A 17,794-nucleotide genomic window follows, 5' to 3' on the forward strand; every position below is an offset into this window, starting at 1 on the left:
CGCTGGCGCTTTCTTATTTCCACTGATAACCAAGGATGTTTTAGACTAAGCAAACCTATCCTAAATTTGTAGTTGTATTTTTAGATACACTACAATCCAGCAAAAAAATGGGGGCTCTAAAATGAACTGGTTATTAGGTCGAATAATGAGACAAATATTTCAGATGATCGTGATGAAAAAACGACGCAATAACCGAAGTTTGTTGTTATCAATGGTTGGTCTAGGTCTTAGTGCTGCTGTGCTAAGATTGCTGAAGGGTCGGAATGCTAATACGCCGATGGATCCAATTAATCAAGCAGTTGGAGAAATGGGTATAAGAAATCCATTAGGGTAACAAGAGTTTTTGAGGGACTGAGTAGAACAGTCCCTCTCCCTTTTTATAAGCGTTAATTTAGATTTAAGCTTTTTGGTGAGTATGCAGGCCTCCCCTAGTTTTTTAGTTACTCTTAATTATTTTGGTAGAAATACAAGCAGAGTTAAAGATGTCAGTGATCCATGTGTGTTCTCAATGAAAATATAAGTTATAATAGACTATATAAATTTTCTATTTTTGGAGGAAAATAATGAGGGACGATAAAGATGATTTAGATGAGCTAGTAGATCCTGATTGGGAGCCTTCTCCTGAAGATTTTTTAATTGAGAAAGTTGTTGATGAAACAGAACAGAAACACAAAAAAAATCATCAAAGAAAATGGATTAAGATCATCTCGATCGGTATTGCTTGTATGTTAGTTTTTCAAGTCGTAGCTGTCTTTTTTAGTACATTTAGTATTGATGCCATTCATTTTTTAAAAACTTCGTATCGCCTCTCACAGCAAGAAGATGTGAAAGAGTATAAGAAGGCTGTTGTTACGATTCAGGGTGATCGTTCAAGAGGGACGGGCTTTGCGGTTTCAGCAGATGGATTAATCGTAACGAACCACCACGTCATAGAAGATCAACAAAAAATTATGGTTGGCTTTTATCAAGGTGAGCTCTATGAAGGTGAAGTGATAAGTAGTTATCCGGAATTAGATATTGCTTTTTTGAAGGTGGGTGGTGATAAACTCCCATTTTTGCCATTAAGTAAAAGTGATGGTCTAGCAAACGAGCAAATTTATGTAATCGGTAATCCGTTATCATGGACTCAAATTGCTAATGAGGGTGCTATTCTTGATACGAGGGATTTAACCATTATTTCAGCACCTATTTATCGTGGCAATAGCGGTAGCCCAGTCATTAATATGGCTGGTGAGGTCGTTGCTGTTGTTTTTGCGAAAAGAAGAACGAATGAATATGGTGGTAAATCAGTAGGGCTTGCAGTCCCCATCGAAAAGGTACTAGAGCTTAAGCCATAATAGGTGCCAGGCACCTATGTATCCATTGAGGTGCCTGGCACCTCATTATGAGGCACCGCTTTTAAAATCCTAGTTGACAGGCTTTAGTGATTCCGATACGATAAAAACACTGTTGAATTTATTAGAAAGGAGGAAATTAGAATGAGTGAAAAACTTCTTACAGTTAATAAGGTTCTTAATAATAATGTTGTCATTGCCCAAGATGATGAAAAAAAAGAAACCGTCATCATCCACAAGGGGATTGGGTTTGGCAAAAAGCAAGGAGATCAAATTCCTTTAAATCATGTTGAAAAGGTCTTCATCCTAAAAGATCAAAAAGAACAAGAGCAATATAAAAAGCTCGTGCCGCACTTAGAAGAAAGCTTTATTGGACTTATGAATGATATTATCCATTTTATTCAAACCTCTGTTGATGAAAATTTAAATGAACATATTCATATTGCTTTAACGGATCATATTGCGTTTACAATTTCAAGAATTAGACAAGGTCTTGCCTTGAAAAATCCTTTTTTACAAGAAACGAAAACACTTTATCCAAAAGAATTTGAAATTGCCAATGAAGTAGTGGCGATGATTAACAACTACAGTGATGTAGAGATACCTGTAGAAGAAGTAGGTTTTATCGCGCTGCACATTCACAGTGCAGTTACATTGAAAAGTATTTCTGAAATTAATCGTCATTCACAACTAATTCATCAACTTATTGGTCTAATTGAGAATGCTCTAGAAGTTCAGATTGATCGTGATAGTCTTAATTATCTAAGATTAGTTCGTCATCTTCGTTTTACCATTGAGCGTGTAAAAACAGGCGAAAAAGTGGAAGATCCAGTTAAATTAAGAGAGGTATTGCAAAAAGAATATCCAGTATGCTATAATCTTGCTTGGAAAGTGATTAAAGTAATGCAGCAGTCATTAAAGGAACAAGTCTTTGATGCAGAAGCCGTATACTTAGCAATTCACTTACAAAGGCTTTCTAGTAAAAGTGAATAAACACAGTTCTTTACGTGTAACTGACTCGATCAGGCATGAGTGGAGAAAGGGACGGATATCAAGCTAACCATAATGCTTGACGGTTCGGGTTACTCTTTTTTTACTATGTCTTTTTTGTGTGTCGAAAGAAAGCGTTTACTAAAAGCCGAATAAAAAAAAGATTATCTTTACGTGTAACTGATTCGATCAGGCATAAGTGAAGAAAGCTGCAATTGGTGCATTGGAACCTTGCGTTCATTATGCTTCCATCTTGTACTTTTTTCCCTTATGCCTGTTTTTATGTTCTCGGAAAGATAAGAAAACTGAGGAGGAAATCATCATGTTTAAGAACTTTTTTGGAACACTCCAAAAAGTAGGGAAGGCGTTAATGCTTCCTGTAGCACTACTTCCTGCGGCGGGGATCTTACTTGCTTTTGGTAATGCCTTGCAAAACCCGCAATTAACCGTTAGGATGCCGTTTTTAGAATCGGAATTGATTGTCCTAATTGCACAAGTAATGGAGCAAGCAGGCGGAATTATTTTTGGTAACTTAGCTTTATTATTTGCTGTTGGGGTAGCTGTAGGTTTAGCAGGTGGAGACGGAGTTGCTGGACTTGCGGCGATTATCGGATATTTAATTATGAATGTCACTATGGGAACCTACTTAGGAATTACTCCAGAAATGGTAGGTGCAGACCCAGCTTATGCAAACGTACTAGGGATCGCAACACTGCAAACAGGAGTTTTTGGAGGAATAATCGTTGGTATTATCGCATCTATTCTTTATAAAAAATATTACAATATTGAATTGCCATCATATTTAGGTTTTTTTGCAGGAAAGCGTTTCGTACCAATTATAACTGCGGCGGTAGCTGTTGTATTAGGTGTTGCAATGGTTTATATTTGGGGCCCGATCCAAAGTGGTCTTAATACATTCTCACATAGTATGATCGATTCAAACTTAACAGTTGCAGCGTTTATATTTGGAGTCATTGAAAGAGCGTTAATTCCATTTGGTTTACACCACATTTTCTACTCGCCATTCTGGTTTGAGTTTGGGCAATACGTTGATCAAGCTGGAAACGTAGCTCGTGGTGACCAACAAATTTTCTTTGCGCAAATGCGTGATGGTGTTGACTTTACAGCTGGAACATTCATGACGGGTAAATTTCCGTTTATGATGTTTGGTTTACCAGCAGCAGCACTTGCAATTTATCATTGTGCAAAGCCTGAGAATAAAAAATATGTTGCTGGGATTATGGGTTCAGCAGCGTTAACATCGTTTTTAACTGGTATTACAGAACCGATTGAATTCGCGTTTCTTTTCGTAGCACCATTATTATTCGTAATTCACACAATTTTTGCGGGTCTTTCATTTATGATTATGCATATTTTAAACGTAAAAATTGGCATGACTTTCTCTGGTGGTATTATTGACTTCTTATTATTTGGTGTATTACCAAACCGAACTGATTGGTGGTTAGTAATTCCGGTCGGGTTAGTCTTCTCGGTTATTTATTACTTCGGTTTCCGCTTTGCGATCCAGAAATTCAACTTGAAAACGCCTGGACGAGAAGATGAAAAAGTCGATGCAAGCAGTAAAAATGGCAAAGTTGACGATCTTCCGTTTAACGTATTAGCAGCAATGGGTGGAAAAGAGAATTTGGATCATTTAGATGCTTGTATTACTCGTCTACGTGTATCTGTTAAGGATATTAACAAAGTAAATAAAGCTGAACTAAAGAACCTAGGAGCTGCAGGTGTACTTGAAGTAGGAAATAACATTCAAGCAATCTTCGGTCCTAGATCAGAGAATATCAAAGGGCAAATCGAGGATATTATTTCTGGTAAAACACCAGTAAAAGCAGTTGAACAAGAGAGTGCAGTTGTAAATGAAAAGGCAGTTAATGAAGCATATATTTCACCAATGGAAGGGGAACTTTTACCTCTTTCAGAAGTACCTGATCAAATCTTCTCGCAAAAGATGATGGGTGACGGCTTTGCAGTTTTACCGAAAAGTGGTGAAGTAGTAGCCCCAGTCGCTGGTAAAGTGCTTAATGTATTTCCAACGAAACACGCGATTGGATTAGTAAGCGATGGCGGCAGAGAAATCATCATCCATATGGGAATTGATACAGTGAAGCTTAAAGGTGAAGGTTTTGAGGTATTTGTAAAAGAAGGTGACATTGTTCATCAAGGTCAAACGTTAATGAAAGTTGATCTTAAATATATTGAAAAGAACGCTACCTCTATCATTACCCCAATTGTGTTTACTAACCTTGCTGATGGTGAAAAGGTTAATGTTTCATCAGGTAAAATAACAATCTCGAAATAAGATTAAATTTCTGGTACCGCTAGTCGGTACCAGTTTTTTTATGGAAACTATTTTTGAGCATTTGCTAAATGTCGCTAGATTTCCTTGAACAAACCTTTAAATTCGTTAGAGTTTTACAGCTCAGAGAAAGGGAATTCAGCAACTTTTAAAATGGAGATGGTGGTGGTGTGGTTCGAACGCTTTATTAGTTAAAAAAACTTACTTGAATGAGAGCTTTTAGTATGAAGTCGCAAAGAGTGAAATAAGTTAGTAGAAAAGAGGTTGGGCTTAAAATAAATGAAAAGGGGGAGACATATGAGGAAAAATAAAATAACAGTTGTACCAAAAAAGCGGCAATATAAAAGGGTTCAGTCCGCAACGATCATAAGTGAAGAAAAACTAACCTTATTGGACGGAAGGGCAGTTCGCAGTCAAGTGTGGGAAGAGGGGAATCGGACATTTACAACTTATTTTTTCCCCAATGAGGGTATTGAGGAATTGTCAAAGGAAGAACTATATCATTATTTAGTTAATCAAGGAATTCGAATAAACGGACCATTTTCGAAAGGGAAAGTAGCACTTCAAAAATTTCTAGATGAAAATAAACAACAATGCTGGGGACTTACAGTGATAAATGCAAATAAATGATAATGAAAAACCCCTCTAGCTTCTGCTAAAGGGGTTTATCACTCTAGGCGACTCAACCATGCCGTCCATCATATCTTATTCGAAAACACAAATCATTTTTCACTGCTATATTATTAAGCAAGATTATGATGTTTGTTGTTTCCTTAGGTTAGGGTACAGCTTGTTACTGTTCAGTAAAGCAATTCTTCAGTGTTTTAGCTATTCCTTTCGTTAGTATTAGGCTAGCATTTTAGCTTACTGACAGTCTTCAGTTAAAAACATTGGAACTTAGTGGTTAAGTCCTTTATTTACAAAACCTCAGACAAACTAGCGTAACTTTTTACTACCAATAAGTGAAGCTGTTTCCTTTTCAGTGTTTTTCAGGTTTACAAAAGTTAAATGGTTACTTCGTTTTTTGCAAAACTTTCGGACACTTTTGGGATTAACTTTGGAACTTGCTTTTCTTTTAACTACAATTCATTCCATTCCATAGAACATGTTTCTATTCAGTTTTTCGGTAAGCGGTTTCAAGGAAACCAACGTTGGAATGATTGAGTCACCTAGAGTGATAAGTTTTTCTGTTTGACCTCCTTTCTTTAGTTATAGTATACCATGTTTACCAAGAAAAAATAATGAACGATTTGTGAAATTTTTACAGTAATACAATAAGAAAAACCGAGCTAAATGCTCGGTTCATGTATATTTTTTAAACTAGTTTTGTTGTCCAAGATTCGCAGTTCCATGTTTCAGTAACTACGTCTTGATAAAATTCTGGTTCATGACTAATAAGGAGTATGCTTCCTTTATATTCTTTTAATGCTGCTTTTAATTCAGCTTTTGCATCGACATCTAAATGGTTGGTTGGCTCGTCGAGAACGAGGATATTTGTTTCTCTATTAATTAACTTACAAAGACGAACTTTCGCTTTTTCGCCACCACTTAGAACAACAATTTTACTTTCGATATGCTTAGTTGTTAATCCACATTTTGCAAGGGCAGAGCGAACTTCATACTGGGTTAGAGAAGGGAATTCACTCCATACTTCTTCAATACAAGTATTGTTGTTGCCAGATTTTACTTCCTGTTCAAAGTAGCCGATATGTTGATATTCACCAAGTTCTACACTACCAGCAAGAGGTTGGATTTCACCCATGATACTGCGGAGTAATGTTGTTTTACCAATTCCATTAGCTCCGACTAGAGCGATTTTTTGGCCGCGTTCCATTCGTAAGTTAAGTGGCTTTGAAAGAGGACTGTCATAACCGATGACAAGATCCTTCGTTTCAAAGATAAGCTTACTCGTTGTTCGCGCAGGTTTAAAACGGAACTCTGGTTTTGGCTTTTCTTTTGATAATTCGATGACGTCCATTTTATCTAATTTTTTCTGACGAGACATTGCCATATTACGAGTAGAGACTCGTGCTTTATTACGTGCAACGAAGTCTTTTAGTTCAGAAATTTCCTGTTGCTGCCGCTTGTAAGCAGATTCTAACTGCGACTTTTTCATTTCATAAACACTCATGAAATGGTCATAATCACCAACATAGCGGTTAAGTTCTTGATTTTCCATATGGTAGATCAAGTTAATCACACTATTTAAAAACGGGATATCATGGGAAATTAAAATAAACGCATTTTCATAATCTAAAAGATAGCGTTTTAACCATTCGATATGCTGCTCATCTAAATAGTTTGTCGGCTCATCTAATAGTAAAATATCTGGTTTTTCAAGTAAAAGTTTCGCAAGTAAAACCTTTGTTCTTTGGCCACCGCTTAGATCTTCAACATCTTTTTCCAATCCAATGTCATCTAAGCCAAGTCCACGAGCAATTTCCTCAATCTTAGCATCAATAATGTAGAAGTCATTGTTTGTTAGCATATCTTGGATTGTGCCCATGTCATCTAAAAGTTTTTCTAACTCTTCAGGCGTGGCTTCGGCCATCTTATCACAGATTTCATTCATTTGAGTTTCAAGGTCAAATAAATATTTAAACGCCGTTTTTAAGACATCACGCATCGTCATCCCACGCTCTAACACTGTGTGCTGATCAAGGTATCCTACGCGAACATTTCTTGACCATTCGACTTTACCTTCATCTGGCTGCAATTTACCAGTGATAATGTTCATAAACGTCGACTTACCTTCACCGTTCGCACCGATTAAGCCGATATGTTCACCTTTTAGCAGGCGGAAAGAGACATCATTGAAAATGGCTCGATCACCAAAGCCGTGACTTAAATTTTTAACTGTTAATACACTCATGAGCTACACCTCTATAAATTGGGAAGATCCCAGTAATTTAGTAATTGGATAGAATTTTTGCATACTTAATAGATTATAAACGAGATGAGCACTGTTGACAAAGGAAAAATGCAACACTTTAGACAATTCGTTAATAACTCTGTGATTTAAAGCAATAAAATAGAGGTTGTCCGAAGCTAAGTAACAGCCATCCGAGGGACGATTGTAGAGTTTTACTTAAAAAACAATACTACAAATCATGCCTATACGGTGAGCTATCGCTTAACGGACAACCTCAACTAATTATTTTTTAACTGTTTCTAAATACTCATCATATGTCATTTGCTTATCAACTAAACCATTTGGCGTAAAGTCCATAATTCGGTTAGCAATTGTTTGAATGAACTGATGATCATGTGAAGCGAAGATCATTGATCCTTTAAATGCAGTTAAACCGTTGTTTACTGCCGTAATTGACTCTAAGTCCAAGTGGTTAGTTGGCTCATCTAAAACTAATACGTTAGCGCCACTTAACATCATTTTTGAAAGCATACAACGTACTTTCTCGCCTCCAGATAGAACGCTCGCTTTTTTCAGTACTTCTTCACCAGAGAAGAGCATTCTTCCTAGGAAGCCACGTAAAAAGCTTTCACTATCATCTTGAGGAGAAAATTGACGTAACCAATCAACTAAGTTTAGGTCGCAGCCTTCAAAGAATTTCGAGTTATCTTTTGGGAAATAGGCTTGCGAAGTCGTTACTCCCCATTTGAAAGAACCACTGTCAGCTTCCATTTCGCCCATTAAAATTTTAAAGAGCGTTGTTTTAGCTACTTCATTTGCACCAACAAGGGCAATTTTGTCACCTTTATTCATGATAAAAGAAACATTGTCTAAGATTTTCTCGCCATCGATTGTTTTCGATATTCCATCAACACGTAGAAGATCATTCCCAATTTCACGGTCTGGTGTAAAGCCTACGAATGGATAGCGACGCGATGATGGGCGAATATCATCTAGTGAAATCTTATCTAATAGTTTTTTACGAGATGTTGCCTGCTTTGATTTTGATGCATTCGCACTAAAGCGAGCAATAAAGCTTTGTAATTCTTTAATTTTTTCTTCCTTTTTCTTGTTTGTATCCTGTGCCATTCTAGTTGCTAGCTGGCTTGATTCGTACCAGAAGTCATAGTTTCCAACATAAAGCTGGATTTTTCCGAAGTCTAAATCAGCAATATGCGTACAAACTTTGTTTAAGAAGTGACGGTCATGGGAAACGACGATAACCGTATTTTCAAAGTTAATCAGAAACTCTTCAAGCCATTGAATTGCTTTAATGTCTAAATGGTTCGTCGGCTCATCTAGTAAAAGAACGTCAGGCTTACCAAATAGAGCTTGTGCAAGTAATACTTTAACCTTTTCTCCACCTGATAAATCAGCCATTTTTTTATTGTGTAAGTCATCGCCAATACCAAGACCTTTTAAAAGGATCGCAGCCTCAGACTCAGCTTCCCAACCGTTCATCTCTGCAAATTCACCTTCAAGCTCAGCAGCTTTCATACCGTCCTCATCAGTAAAATCAGCCTTCATGTAGATCGCGTCTTTTTCTTGCATGACTTCGTAAAGGCGAGCATGTCCCATAATAACGACTGTCATTACTTCAACATCTTCGAACTCATAGTGGTTCTGTTTTAGTACTGCAAGACGTTCGCCAGGACCCATATGAACATCGCCAGTTTGCGATTCAATTTCTCCTGATAAAATCTTTAAAAAAGTAGATTTACCAGCACCATTAGCACCGATTAATCCGTAGCAATTTCCTGGGTTAAACTTAATGTTTACATCTTCGAATAATTTTCTATCTCCGTAACGTAAGCTAACATTTGAAACAGTAATCATGTAATTATATTCCTCCATCAAGTCAATATCCTTAAAATTATAACAGAAAAATGGGTAGAGGACAAAGATGTTTACGAAAAACAGTATACATTCTAAACATCGGTAGTCATAACATGACTGTTGTCGATGCTGAAAAAGAGGAGATTGTCAATCACTTCCCGGTAGGACGTGGGATTGAAGGGGGAGCAGTTCATCCAAATGGAAAGCAATTATATGTGGCAAATCAGGAAGACGATACACTGTTTGTCATCAATGTTGAAACGTTAGATGTAGAGCACAAGCGTTGTACTGGTTTCGTACCGATCCGAATCGTTTTCTCACCAGATTTTTTATTGAGTTTCTACCATTTTTGTCGTTTGGCGAATAATCTAGCTAGTTTGGCTAATAAAATTAATTTTTCGCTAGTAAACTACACATTTTGGATAGTAAATTGGACAATTTGGCTAATAACTCTTATTCGCAGTAAAGGTGAACTAAACTTTTATCTATAAAAGAGTTGTGAAATCATGGATTTTCATTCTTATTAAACAACAAACTTGAATTTTTAAGAGAAAAAGAATGGGTTTTGAAGAAAAGAGGGTGGGAAACTCTAAAAAAGCTGCTGATTTACTTTCTTCTCTTCAAACCATTCCCAGCTAAACAGCCTCTATTAGTTCTTCCTCCCGCGGGCATGCTCATTTGTCGCCTTAACGGCAGCACCAATAAGATCAGAGAAATCCGCTTCTGCCAAAACCTTTAACCCTGCAGCCGTTGAACCACCAGGGGTTGTCACTTGTTCACGTAGAACGCTTGCTGGAGTTCCGGCTTCAAGCATTTTAGCTGAACCTACAACCATTTTTGTCACTAGCTTACGAGCTTGGTCAGGAGTCACTCCATAACGAACAGCAGCTTCTTCTAGCGCTTCACAAAATAAGTATAGAAAAGCAGGGGCGCTACCAGTGACGGCAGTTAAGTCATGAACTTGTTCCTCTGTTAACTCCTCATAATCGCCGATTGCCGCAAGAATCATTTCGATCGTTTGACGTTGCTCACTTGTTACATAGTGACCGCAAACAAACGTAGATATGGAAGCTTGTAATTGCGCTGCAGTGTTAGGCATGATCCAGCATACTGGAGTTCCTTTAGGAAGGTTTGCTTCCATAAAGGTCGTGTCAATTCCAGCAGCAACGGTAATGACAAGTTGTCCACTGATTAGAGGGGAAAGGTCTTGAAATAACCTTTCATGACTACTCGGGGGAGCTGCTGAAATGATTACATCAGCTTCTCCTACGACTGTACGCCAATCTTGAGCCTCATTAATTTCATACTTGGCAGCTAACTGGAGCCGCTTTGCTTCATCTGTATGATTTGTAACTGTAATTGTAATGTTTTTGTCTTTTTGTTCGATAAGTCCGGAGATAATTGCTTCAGCCATTCTCCCAGCGCCGATCATTAGTATATTCATCTGTCCACGTCCTTTCCATCATCTACAATAGCAAATCGTAGCAGGGAAAGAAAGGGAAATGGCTATTCCTTGATCATCTCAAGAGCTGAGCTAGCAGCGATCATTTTGTTTACATCTTGACAATATTGTCTTGAAATATCGAATGGTGTTGGTGTGTGAACTTCTTGAAAGTAATGAAGAATATCGACCTTTTTATCGAACCAATCATGTGTATCAGTAAATGTATGACTGACATCAGACCAAGCGTTTTTTAATGTCGGACTATATACCGTAGGGTTTGACGGGCGACAAGAGGCACTAAAGGTATGGACTGCCTTCCCTTCAACACTAGTAAACATTTCTGGCCAGTAGTCGCTTCTTGAGCCTGTGTGAGGAACTGAAGAGGCGAATTGATAAATATCATCGTACAAACGTTCAAAGCCAAATAAGAGACAATAAAGCTTTTTACCAATCTCTACACGATGTCGTACATTTGTGAAATCTGCTACAGTCAAGCCTGCTAGGCGGTTTTTCCCCTTAATCGAATAAGGAAATAAAACATACGTAAATTGAAGCCATTCTTGAAGTTTAAAAAGAATATTTTCGAGGACTTTTTCTTTATAGATTGGATGTTGCACGACTCTTTTTTCAATGTAGTTTTGTTCATTAATAATCAGGGCGACAGTAAGTAGCTGACTATCTTTGTTTTTGAAAAAGTAGTCCCAAAATGGGCGCATAAATTGTGAGACAGAGAACTTTGGTAGTAAATAAAATAAATTTTTGTTTCTTTGTTTACTAGCCTCATATAGTAACAGTTGCGGGTAAACATCATGAAAAATTAACACATTTGCCCGTTCCAAAAAAGAGAAAAAGTCGTTGCGAGATTTTGTTGGTAGTATTTTTGCTAAGATGCTACCTCGTAGATCGGTCATGTTCCAGCCACCATTTCTAGAAACGAGATGGGCTATAAGGGCCCAATGAATTTCTGGGTGCTTACGGTAAAAATCAAGGTAGGCTTTTGTTCTAGTGACATTGTTTTGATTGAACTTACTAGTTTTTGTTTCAATTTCTTTTACAATCGTCCGATCAAATTGAGTGAAGGCGGTAGGAAATGGAGTAGAATACTTAAGTTGAGTTTCCATACTTTTTAATAAATCTTTATTAAAAGCAAGCTTGTTCCACCTTATAGGGGTGTTCTTTTCGTATTTATTTAATTCGTGAGAATCAATGAGTAGATCATATCCGTACTTTGGAAGTTCAATAGCTTTTTGGACGATAGTCTTCATTTTATCAATCATTAAAATCCCTCCATTATTCAAAATATGATTAGGGGGATTTAATGGTTCTTCTAAGGTGATTAATACCTAATTCGCCGCTAAGACTTATCTTTCCACAGCTTATGAAAGGGGCACTTTGAAAGGCTTGTGTCATCGTCACGTAAAAAATATTGTTTCCATTCATAATTATCTTCTTCACCATACTTTTTTAGCTCTGGATGGGCAGGTGCTGTATCATAATCAGCTAATCGTTGGCGAATTTTCTTCTTTAGCTTCTCGTTTGAAATAGGAGAGGAGTTCAATTCATCTAATACCCAGCGAGGTGTAATCGCCAATGTGAAAACCTCTCCATGCCGGCTTTGGCGGTTAAGATGGGCTGGAGTACCGCAATAAACAAAATATTGCTCTTCGTGAAAACAAAACTCCCAAGCATTTTCGCTAGGGTCAACAGGAATATGATCTGGCCAATTTTTTTCATCCTTATCACTAAGCTGATTGAGTAATGACCAAAATAGCTCTTCATAATCAGTTACTGAAAAGGAATTTCGGAGAGCTTCTGGTGTCTCGAATAGAACAACAAGCGATGAAAGGTTTCCAGTGCTTCTTGATGTTTCACTGTATTTCTTTAGTATAACTGCTAATTCAGTAACAGCTGCATCTTTGCGTGGATCAGAAACGAACCCATATCGGAAATGGTTGAGATGGAAACCTTGCGTTGCCGGAATACATGGAAATAAGTTTTCCTTGTCACTCATCTTTGAAGCGAATGCTTCGTAAGCTTGTAGTTGCCAAGTTTCTAACGAGGGTTGCCCAGAATTAATTTGCTTTGTGTTAAAAAGTTGCGTCATGGAAAAACTCCTCCTTACACCACAGAATATTGCCGTGTAAGGAGGAGGGTGACTGTCCGAAATGCCCAAGTTTAAAATAAGTTGTTATTTTTGGAGCACCTACAAATGTTAACTTGCTGGTTGTTTCTCTAGTGGTACATGTTGGAGGCGCTTAAAGAGCTTTGTTTTAGAAAAAGTGTAGATCGCTAACGCTACCCAGATAAACGAGAAAGCAAGAAAGTGGATGCCACTAAATTTTTCACCAAACAAGAAAATCCCGATGAGAAGTGAAATTGTAGGTGCTAAATATTGTAAAAAACCAATCGTTGCTAATGGAATTCTTCTAGCTCCAATCGCAAATAAAAGTAATGGGATGGCAGTTGCTGCTCCAGCACCTACAAGTAGTGTAAACGTTGATAACGAACTGAGATAGAAAGCATCTCCAATTGAAGAATAGACGATCGTTAAATAAATAAGAGCTACGGGCGTAACTAATACGGTTTCTACAGCAAGCCCTGTTAATGCGCCTACGTCTACCTTTTTCTTAATTACTCCGTAAAAGGCAAAACTAACTGCAAGCGTTAGTGATATAAACGGGATTCCTCCCGTATAAATAGCTAATATGAGAACACCAACAGCCGCTAATAAAAACGAAATCGTCTGCCATTTCGTTAATGTTTCCTTAAAGAAGATCATTCCAAAAATGACACTGACGAGGGGGTTAATATAATAGCCAAGACTAGCCTCTACTAAATGTCCATTGTTGACAGCCCAAATGTACGTGAACCAATTAAAGCTTATAAAACAAGCTGCTAATGTAATGAAAACTAGCTGTTTCTTATGTGTGAAAATTGATTTAACTTCTTGAAAGAAAGTCGGAATTTTTCGCATAACTAGTAAAATTCCAAACATAAAAACTAATGACCAAATAATTCGATGAGCAAGGACAACGCTAGCAGGTACGTGACTTACTAATTTCCAATACAATGGTAAAATTCCCCACAAAAAATAAGCACCTAATGCTGTTAACAATCCAATTCCGTGTTGATCGATTTTTTTCCCCATTGCATACCCTCACTTCTTTCGATTTCCTCTTACACATTTTATCTAGATAAAGCAATTTAGTAAATGAAAAATTTCGGCATTCGAAAAAAACATTTTCCTTTACGAAAACTAGTTTAGGTTATAAACTGTTTAGGGGGTAAACTACTTGATTGGAGCCAAACAATGAATCAACAAAAAATGAAAGAACTTATTGAGCAATATGCGAATGTTTATTTATTCGCCACAAAGAAATTAGAAACATTAATTTCCGATAAAGTTATACCTATGTCAATCGAGCAATTTGGGATGCTTCGTTTCCTTTATCTAGATGGCGAGCTGACACTGAAAGAAATCGCTGATAAATGTGGCGTACATAAAAGTGCGGTAACTGCAAAAGCAGTACGTCTTGAAGAGAAAGGCTTGATTGTACGTAAAGCGCACCCCGAGGATCGGCGTTCTGTTTACTTAGCACTAACTAAAGAGGGCAGAGCGGTTTATGTACATTCTGAAGAAGCGATGATTTCCTTTATTTCCAGTTTTTTTGAGCAGTTGGAACCGAATGAAGTAGCAGCTTTTTTAAATGTTTATGAAAAAATAAATAATATGATACGAGAGAAAGAGGAGATAGACAGATGATGCGTAATTACAGATGGGTTTTTATTTTGCCTCTTTTATGGATCGCGGTTGGAGCATGGCTTCATTTAAACGCACCGAATATGGAGCAACTCGTTCGTGAAAAAGGGCAAATTTCCGTTCCAGATGGTTTTCCATCCAAAATAAAGGCGGATATGTTGGAAGAGCATGGCGGAGCTACTGGTGAGGCGGTTCTTGTTGTCTATCATGATGATGCGGGCTTAGATCAAACTCAGTTAGAAAACATTGAAGCACAAATCGCACAAATTGGAACGCACTTAGGTAGTGCGAAGGTTGAGCAGATCATTACTCCTTTTGATAGTGATGAGCAAAGGGAAATGCTCATTAGTGAAGATGAGACAACAATGCTCGTCGTTTTAATGGTTAAGATGGGAGTTACAGAAGTTACCTATGTGCGACCTGAAATCGAAAAGGCTGTAAAAGTAGACGGTGTTTCATCATACTTAACAGGCTCAGCGATTATTGCTGAAGACGTTATTATTAGTTCGGAAGAAGGATTAGCAAAAACGGAAATTATTACGGTTGTTTTTGTTCTTGGAATACTCCTGTTTGTATTTCGTTCATTAGCAGCACCACTAGTTCCTTTAATTACAGTAGGGGCATCTTATATCGTTAGTGTCTCGATCGTCGGCTACATGATTGAATACTTAAATTTCCCAGTATCAAACTTCACGCAAATTTTCATCGTTGCTGTCCTGTTTGGGATTGGAACTGATTACTGTATTTTACTTTTGACGCGTTTTAAAGAGGAGCTAATTTTAGGGAAGAGTCGTGTCGAGGCAATGGTCGACACATATAAAGCTGAAGGTGCGACTGTTTTTTATAGTGCCTTAACAGGATTTATTGGCTTTTTCGCAATTGGGTTTGCCGACTTTGATCTTTACCGTTCAGCAGTCAGTGTTGCGGTAGGAATCCTTGTGCTCATCGTTGGTCTTTGGGTTTGGGTACCGACGGCAATGCTTTTATTAGGTGAAAAATTATTTTGGCCAGCCAGAGGCGAGTTAACTAGTAATAAAAGCTGGCTATGGGATAAATTAGGACGCTTTTCTGTTTATAAGCCAGGCTGGACGCTAATCGTCTTAGCACTATTAATAGTACCAGCGCTGTTGCTACACCGAGGCGCAACCTCAATGGATACTCTAAATGAAATTGGTAACGAATTTGATTCGGTCTATGCTTTTGAGCTTGTTTCAGAGAATTTTAGTGAAGGGCAAGCGTTCCCTGTCAATGTCGTCTTGGAAAACGATGAAGAATGGAGTCAGCAAAAGTGGATGCCTTATATTGAGCTCGTCACTCATGAACTTGCAAAAATAGACGGTGTTAAAGAAGTTCGCAGTGCGACTCGACCTAAAGGTGAAAAAGTAGAAGAGTTTACGATTCCTTACATTGTAGGGGAAGTCGATAACGGCTTAGAGGAAGTCTTAGATGGACTTAAGGAAGTTCGCGAAGCACTCCATGAAATTGGGCTTGAGTTAACGGATAGTCAAGTTGAGATGAGGACGGCCCAAGAAGAGGTAGATCAGCTTGTTTCTGGAACGAAGGATCTTCAAGATGGCACAAAACAGATCCAAACGGAGATGGGTAAATTAAGTGCTGGAACAAGGCAATCCGCTGTAGGACTATCGCAGCTTAATGAAAGTATTGGTGGCATTGCCGCGCAAATGAACCAGCTAACCGCTAGTGGAATGCTTCCTCCTGAGATTAGCTATGCGATTAATGAGTTAGCTGCAGGCTTAGGTCAAGTTAGTGGCGGGATAGCGGAAGTTCAGGGCGGCTTAAATGAAATCGGAACAGGTCAAGAACAAATCGCGACAGCTACTGGTGACGTAGCATCTGGTATTGGTAAAGTCCGTGAGGGGCAAAGTGAGATTGGTGGTGCTTTCGGAGATATTGAGAACGCATTTGCTGAACTTGCGGACGGGATGAATGAGCTTGCTGATGGTATTGAAGAAATCGAAGAAGGTCTAGGTGAGGTCCGCGAATTATTCCAAGAAATTGCAGCACAACCAGTAAATCCTCTGTCTGGATTTTTCATTCCTAAGGCCGTTTTTGAAGATGGTGACTTAGATCCGCTTTGGGATACATTTGCAACACCTGACCATAAAATAGCTAAGTTTGACGTTATTTTAGATGTTTACCCTTATAGTAATGAGGCGATTGATGTTGTGAATGATATCGAAGCAAGGATGCAGATTGCCTTAAAAGGAACTCCATTTGAGGATAATCGCTTTTCAATCGGTGGATTAGCAAGTGTGAATCGTGATTTAAAGACGATATCTGACGAAGACTTTAATCGAACAGCACTGATTATGCTCTCAGGTATTTTCATTGTTCTTGTCTTCTTATTACGCTCACTTGTGATGCCTTTATATATTATGGCTTCACTAATTATTACGTATATTGCTTCCATTACGTTTACGGAAATCGTTTTTATCGACATCCTTGGCCATGCCGGGATTAGTTGGGCTGTTCCATTCTTCGGGTTTGTGATGCTGATGGCCCTTGGGGTTGATTACTCAATCTTCTTAATGGGGCGTTTTGGTGAATTGGTGAGAGATCTGCCACTCAAAGAAGCGTTAGTGAAAGCAATGGGACAAATCGGAACAGTCATTTTGTCTGCGGCGATTATTCTCGCTGGAACATTTGGAGCGATGATGCCTTCAGGTGTGATGTCGTTGCTCCAAATAGCGACACTCGTTTTAACTGGTTTATTACTCTATGCGTTTGTCATGTTACCATTGTTTATTCCAGTCATGGTACAGATGTTTGGAAACAAAAACTGGTGGCCTTTTAAAAGTAAAATCTAAGTTATGGAACCAATTCTGCTAATGGTGGAGTTGGTTCTTTTTTAGATGTTTTAGCTTGGACGTCTTTGGGAATAGAAACATATACTCATTTCAAAGGAGATGAACATAATGAAACAAGAAAAAGAACAAATTGATGAAATGATCAATGAAGGTCTTGGTGGTGGCGTCATCGATGATGAGAAAGATAAAGAACAATTAGAAAATCCACTTTCCAAAAAGAAAACTGAACCTATAAAAGATAAAAGCTTAAATACAATGACGACGAATTTTGAGGAGGTTAAAAGGCTAGGGAAAGAAATGGAAAGTATGAAGACTAATAAAGAATTAAAAAAAGAAGGAATGACGTCAGATCCAATTCAAGAATAACATCCGCATTT

General features: G+C 38.0%; 15 protein-coding genes. 9 read left to right on the forward strand and 6 right to left on the reverse strand.

The annotated features are described in order from the left end of the window. Positions 1 to 121 precede the first annotated feature (121 nt). The 5 genes from ACK4M9_RS05010 to ACK4M9_RS05030 all read left to right on the forward strand — a co-directional run bounded on the left by ACK4M9_RS05010 (position 122) and on the right by ACK4M9_RS05030 (position 5,268). Complete coding sequence (locus tag ACK4M9_RS05010) at positions 122 to 334, forward strand: hypothetical protein (RefSeq protein WP_409848501.1); 213 nt, start codon at positions 122 to 124, stop codon at positions 332 to 334. 229 nt (positions 335 to 563) lie between these two features. Next, the gene (locus ACK4M9_RS05015; RefSeq protein ID WP_409848502.1) at positions 564 to 1,337 is read left to right on the forward strand and encodes a S1C family serine protease; all 774 of its coding nucleotides are present in this window, start codon (positions 564 to 566) and stop codon (positions 1,335 to 1,337) included. Positions 1,338 to 1,478: 141 nt separating this feature from the next. Next, the gene (glcT, locus tag ACK4M9_RS05020) at positions 1,479 to 2,327 is read left to right on the forward strand and encodes a glucose PTS transporter transcription antiterminator GlcT (protein ID WP_409848503.1); all 849 of its coding nucleotides are present in this window, start codon (positions 1,479 to 1,481) and stop codon (positions 2,325 to 2,327) included. A gap of 319 nt (positions 2,328 to 2,646) precedes the next feature. Next, on the forward strand, positions 2,647 to 4,641 hold the full coding sequence (gene ptsG, locus ACK4M9_RS05025) for a glucose-specific PTS transporter subunit IIBC (RefSeq protein ID WP_409848504.1): 1,995 nt from the start codon (positions 2,647 to 2,649) through the stop codon (positions 4,639 to 4,641). A 294-nt stretch (positions 4,642 to 4,935) separates the two neighbouring features. Next, on the forward strand, positions 4,936 to 5,268 hold the full coding sequence (locus ACK4M9_RS05030) for a hypothetical protein (protein ID WP_409848505.1): 333 nt from the start codon (positions 4,936 to 4,938) through the stop codon (positions 5,266 to 5,268). A gap of 685 nt (positions 5,269 to 5,953) precedes the next feature. Here ACK4M9_RS05030 and ACK4M9_RS05035 read toward each other — a convergent pair. Next, the gene (locus ACK4M9_RS05035) at positions 5,954 to 7,510 is read right to left on the reverse strand and encodes an ABC-F family ATP-binding cassette domain-containing protein (protein WP_409848506.1); all 1,557 of its coding nucleotides are present in this window, start codon (positions 7,508 to 7,510) and stop codon (positions 5,954 to 5,956) included. Positions 7,511 to 7,792: 282 nt separating this feature from the next. Further along, positions 7,793 to 9,385, reverse strand: coding sequence for an ABC-F family ATP-binding cassette domain-containing protein (locus tag ACK4M9_RS05040; RefSeq protein WP_409848507.1), 1,593 nt, complete (start codon positions 9,383 to 9,385; stop codon positions 7,793 to 7,795). A 113-nt stretch (positions 9,386 to 9,498) separates the two neighbouring features. On the opposite strand from ACK4M9_RS05040, the gene ACK4M9_RS05045 reads away from it, so the two are divergent. Next, positions 9,499 to 9,876: a YncE family protein gene (locus tag ACK4M9_RS05045; RefSeq protein ID WP_409848508.1), complete on the forward strand. Its 378-nt coding sequence runs from the start codon at positions 9,499 to 9,501 to the stop codon at positions 9,874 to 9,876. A 158-nt stretch (positions 9,877 to 10,034) separates the two neighbouring features. Here ACK4M9_RS05045 and proC read toward each other — a convergent pair whose 3' ends face one another. The 4 genes from proC to rarD form a co-directional block, all read right to left on the reverse strand. Beyond that, a complete protein-coding gene (gene proC, locus ACK4M9_RS05050) occupies positions 10,035 to 10,829 on the reverse strand; it encodes a pyrroline-5-carboxylate reductase (protein WP_409848509.1) in 795 nt (264 codons plus the stop codon). Between the two features lie 62 nt (positions 10,830 to 10,891). Next, complete coding sequence (locus ACK4M9_RS05055; RefSeq protein WP_409848510.1) at positions 10,892 to 12,106, reverse strand: DUF2515 domain-containing protein; 1,215 nt, start codon at positions 12,104 to 12,106, stop codon at positions 10,892 to 10,894. A gap of 77 nt (positions 12,107 to 12,183) precedes the next feature. Further along, positions 12,184 to 12,933, reverse strand: a complete 750-nt coding sequence (locus tag ACK4M9_RS05060) for a YqcI/YcgG family protein (RefSeq protein ID WP_409848511.1) — start codon at positions 12,931 to 12,933, stop codon at positions 12,184 to 12,186. Between the two features lie 108 nt (positions 12,934 to 13,041). Next, on the reverse strand, positions 13,042 to 13,977 hold the full coding sequence (gene rarD / locus ACK4M9_RS05065; protein ID WP_409848512.1) for an EamA family transporter RarD: 936 nt from the start codon (positions 13,975 to 13,977) through the stop codon (positions 13,042 to 13,044). A gap of 162 nt (positions 13,978 to 14,139) precedes the next feature. Between rarD and ACK4M9_RS05070 the strand changes: the two genes are divergently transcribed. The 3 genes from ACK4M9_RS05070 to ACK4M9_RS05080 all read left to right on the forward strand — a co-directional run bounded on the left by ACK4M9_RS05070 (position 14,140) and on the right by ACK4M9_RS05080 (position 17,783). Then, positions 14,140 to 14,592 (forward strand): MarR family winged helix-turn-helix transcriptional regulator, encoded by a 453-nt coding sequence (locus ACK4M9_RS05070; protein ID WP_409848513.1) that lies wholly within the window; start codon positions 14,140 to 14,142, stop codon positions 14,590 to 14,592. Then, a complete protein-coding gene (locus tag ACK4M9_RS05075) occupies positions 14,589 to 17,417 on the forward strand; it encodes an MMPL family transporter (protein WP_409848514.1) in 2,829 nt (942 codons plus the stop codon). The genes ACK4M9_RS05070 and ACK4M9_RS05075 overlap by 4 nt, the downstream gene beginning before the upstream one ends. A 108-nt stretch (positions 17,418 to 17,525) precedes the next feature. Next, on the forward strand, positions 17,526 to 17,783 hold the full coding sequence (locus ACK4M9_RS05080) for a hypothetical protein (RefSeq protein WP_409848515.1): 258 nt from the start codon (positions 17,526 to 17,528) through the stop codon (positions 17,781 to 17,783). Positions 17,784 to 17,794: the final 11 nt, after the last annotated feature.

It is taken from the genome of Anaerobacillus sp. (assembly GCF_046314235.1).
Classification (GTDB): Bacteria; Bacillota; Bacilli; order Bacillales; family Anaerobacillaceae; genus Anaerobacillus.

Excerpts from the sequence above, each read along its gene's own strand:
- ACK4M9_RS05010 (WP_409848501.1), top strand. The coding sequence starts at position 122 with ATGAACTGGTTATTAGGTCGAATAATGAGACAAATATTTCAGATGATC.
- ACK4M9_RS05015 (WP_409848502.1), top strand. The coding sequence starts at position 564 with ATGAGGGACGATAAAGATGATTTAGATGAGCTAGTAGATCCTGATTGG.
- glcT (WP_409848503.1), top strand. The coding sequence starts at position 1,479 with ATGAGTGAAAAACTTCTTACAGTTAATAAGGTTCTTAATAATAATGTT.
- ptsG (WP_409848504.1), top strand. The coding sequence starts at position 2,647 with ATGTTTAAGAACTTTTTTGGAACACTCCAAAAAGTAGGGAAGGCGTTA.
- ACK4M9_RS05030 (WP_409848505.1), top strand. The coding sequence starts at position 4,936 with ATGAGGAAAAATAAAATAACAGTTGTACCAAAAAAGCGGCAATATAAA.
- ACK4M9_RS05035 (WP_409848506.1), bottom strand. The coding sequence starts at position 7,510 with ATGAGTGTATTAACAGTTAAAAATTTAAGTCACGGCTTTGGTGATCGA.
- ACK4M9_RS05040 (WP_409848507.1), bottom strand. The coding sequence starts at position 9,385 with ATGATTACTGTTTCAAATGTTAGCTTACGTTACGGAGATAGAAAATTA.
- ACK4M9_RS05045 (WP_409848508.1), top strand. The coding sequence starts at position 9,499 with ATGACTGTTGTCGATGCTGAAAAAGAGGAGATTGTCAATCACTTCCCG.
- proC (WP_409848509.1), bottom strand. The coding sequence starts at position 10,829 with ATGAATATACTAATGATCGGCGCTGGGAGAATGGCTGAAGCAATTATC.
- ACK4M9_RS05055 (WP_409848510.1), bottom strand. The coding sequence starts at position 12,106 with ATGATTGATAAAATGAAGACTATCGTCCAAAAAGCTATTGAACTTCCA.
- ACK4M9_RS05060 (WP_409848511.1), bottom strand. The coding sequence starts at position 12,933 with ATGACGCAACTTTTTAACACAAAGCAAATTAATTCTGGGCAACCCTCG.
- rarD (WP_409848512.1), bottom strand. The coding sequence starts at position 13,977 with ATGGGGAAAAAAATCGATCAACACGGAATTGGATTGTTAACAGCATTA.
- ACK4M9_RS05070 (WP_409848513.1), top strand. The coding sequence starts at position 14,140 with ATGAATCAACAAAAAATGAAAGAACTTATTGAGCAATATGCGAATGTT.
- ACK4M9_RS05075 (WP_409848514.1), top strand. The coding sequence starts at position 14,589 with ATGATGCGTAATTACAGATGGGTTTTTATTTTGCCTCTTTTATGGATC.
- ACK4M9_RS05080 (WP_409848515.1), top strand. The coding sequence starts at position 17,526 with ATGAAACAAGAAAAAGAACAAATTGATGAAATGATCAATGAAGGTCTT.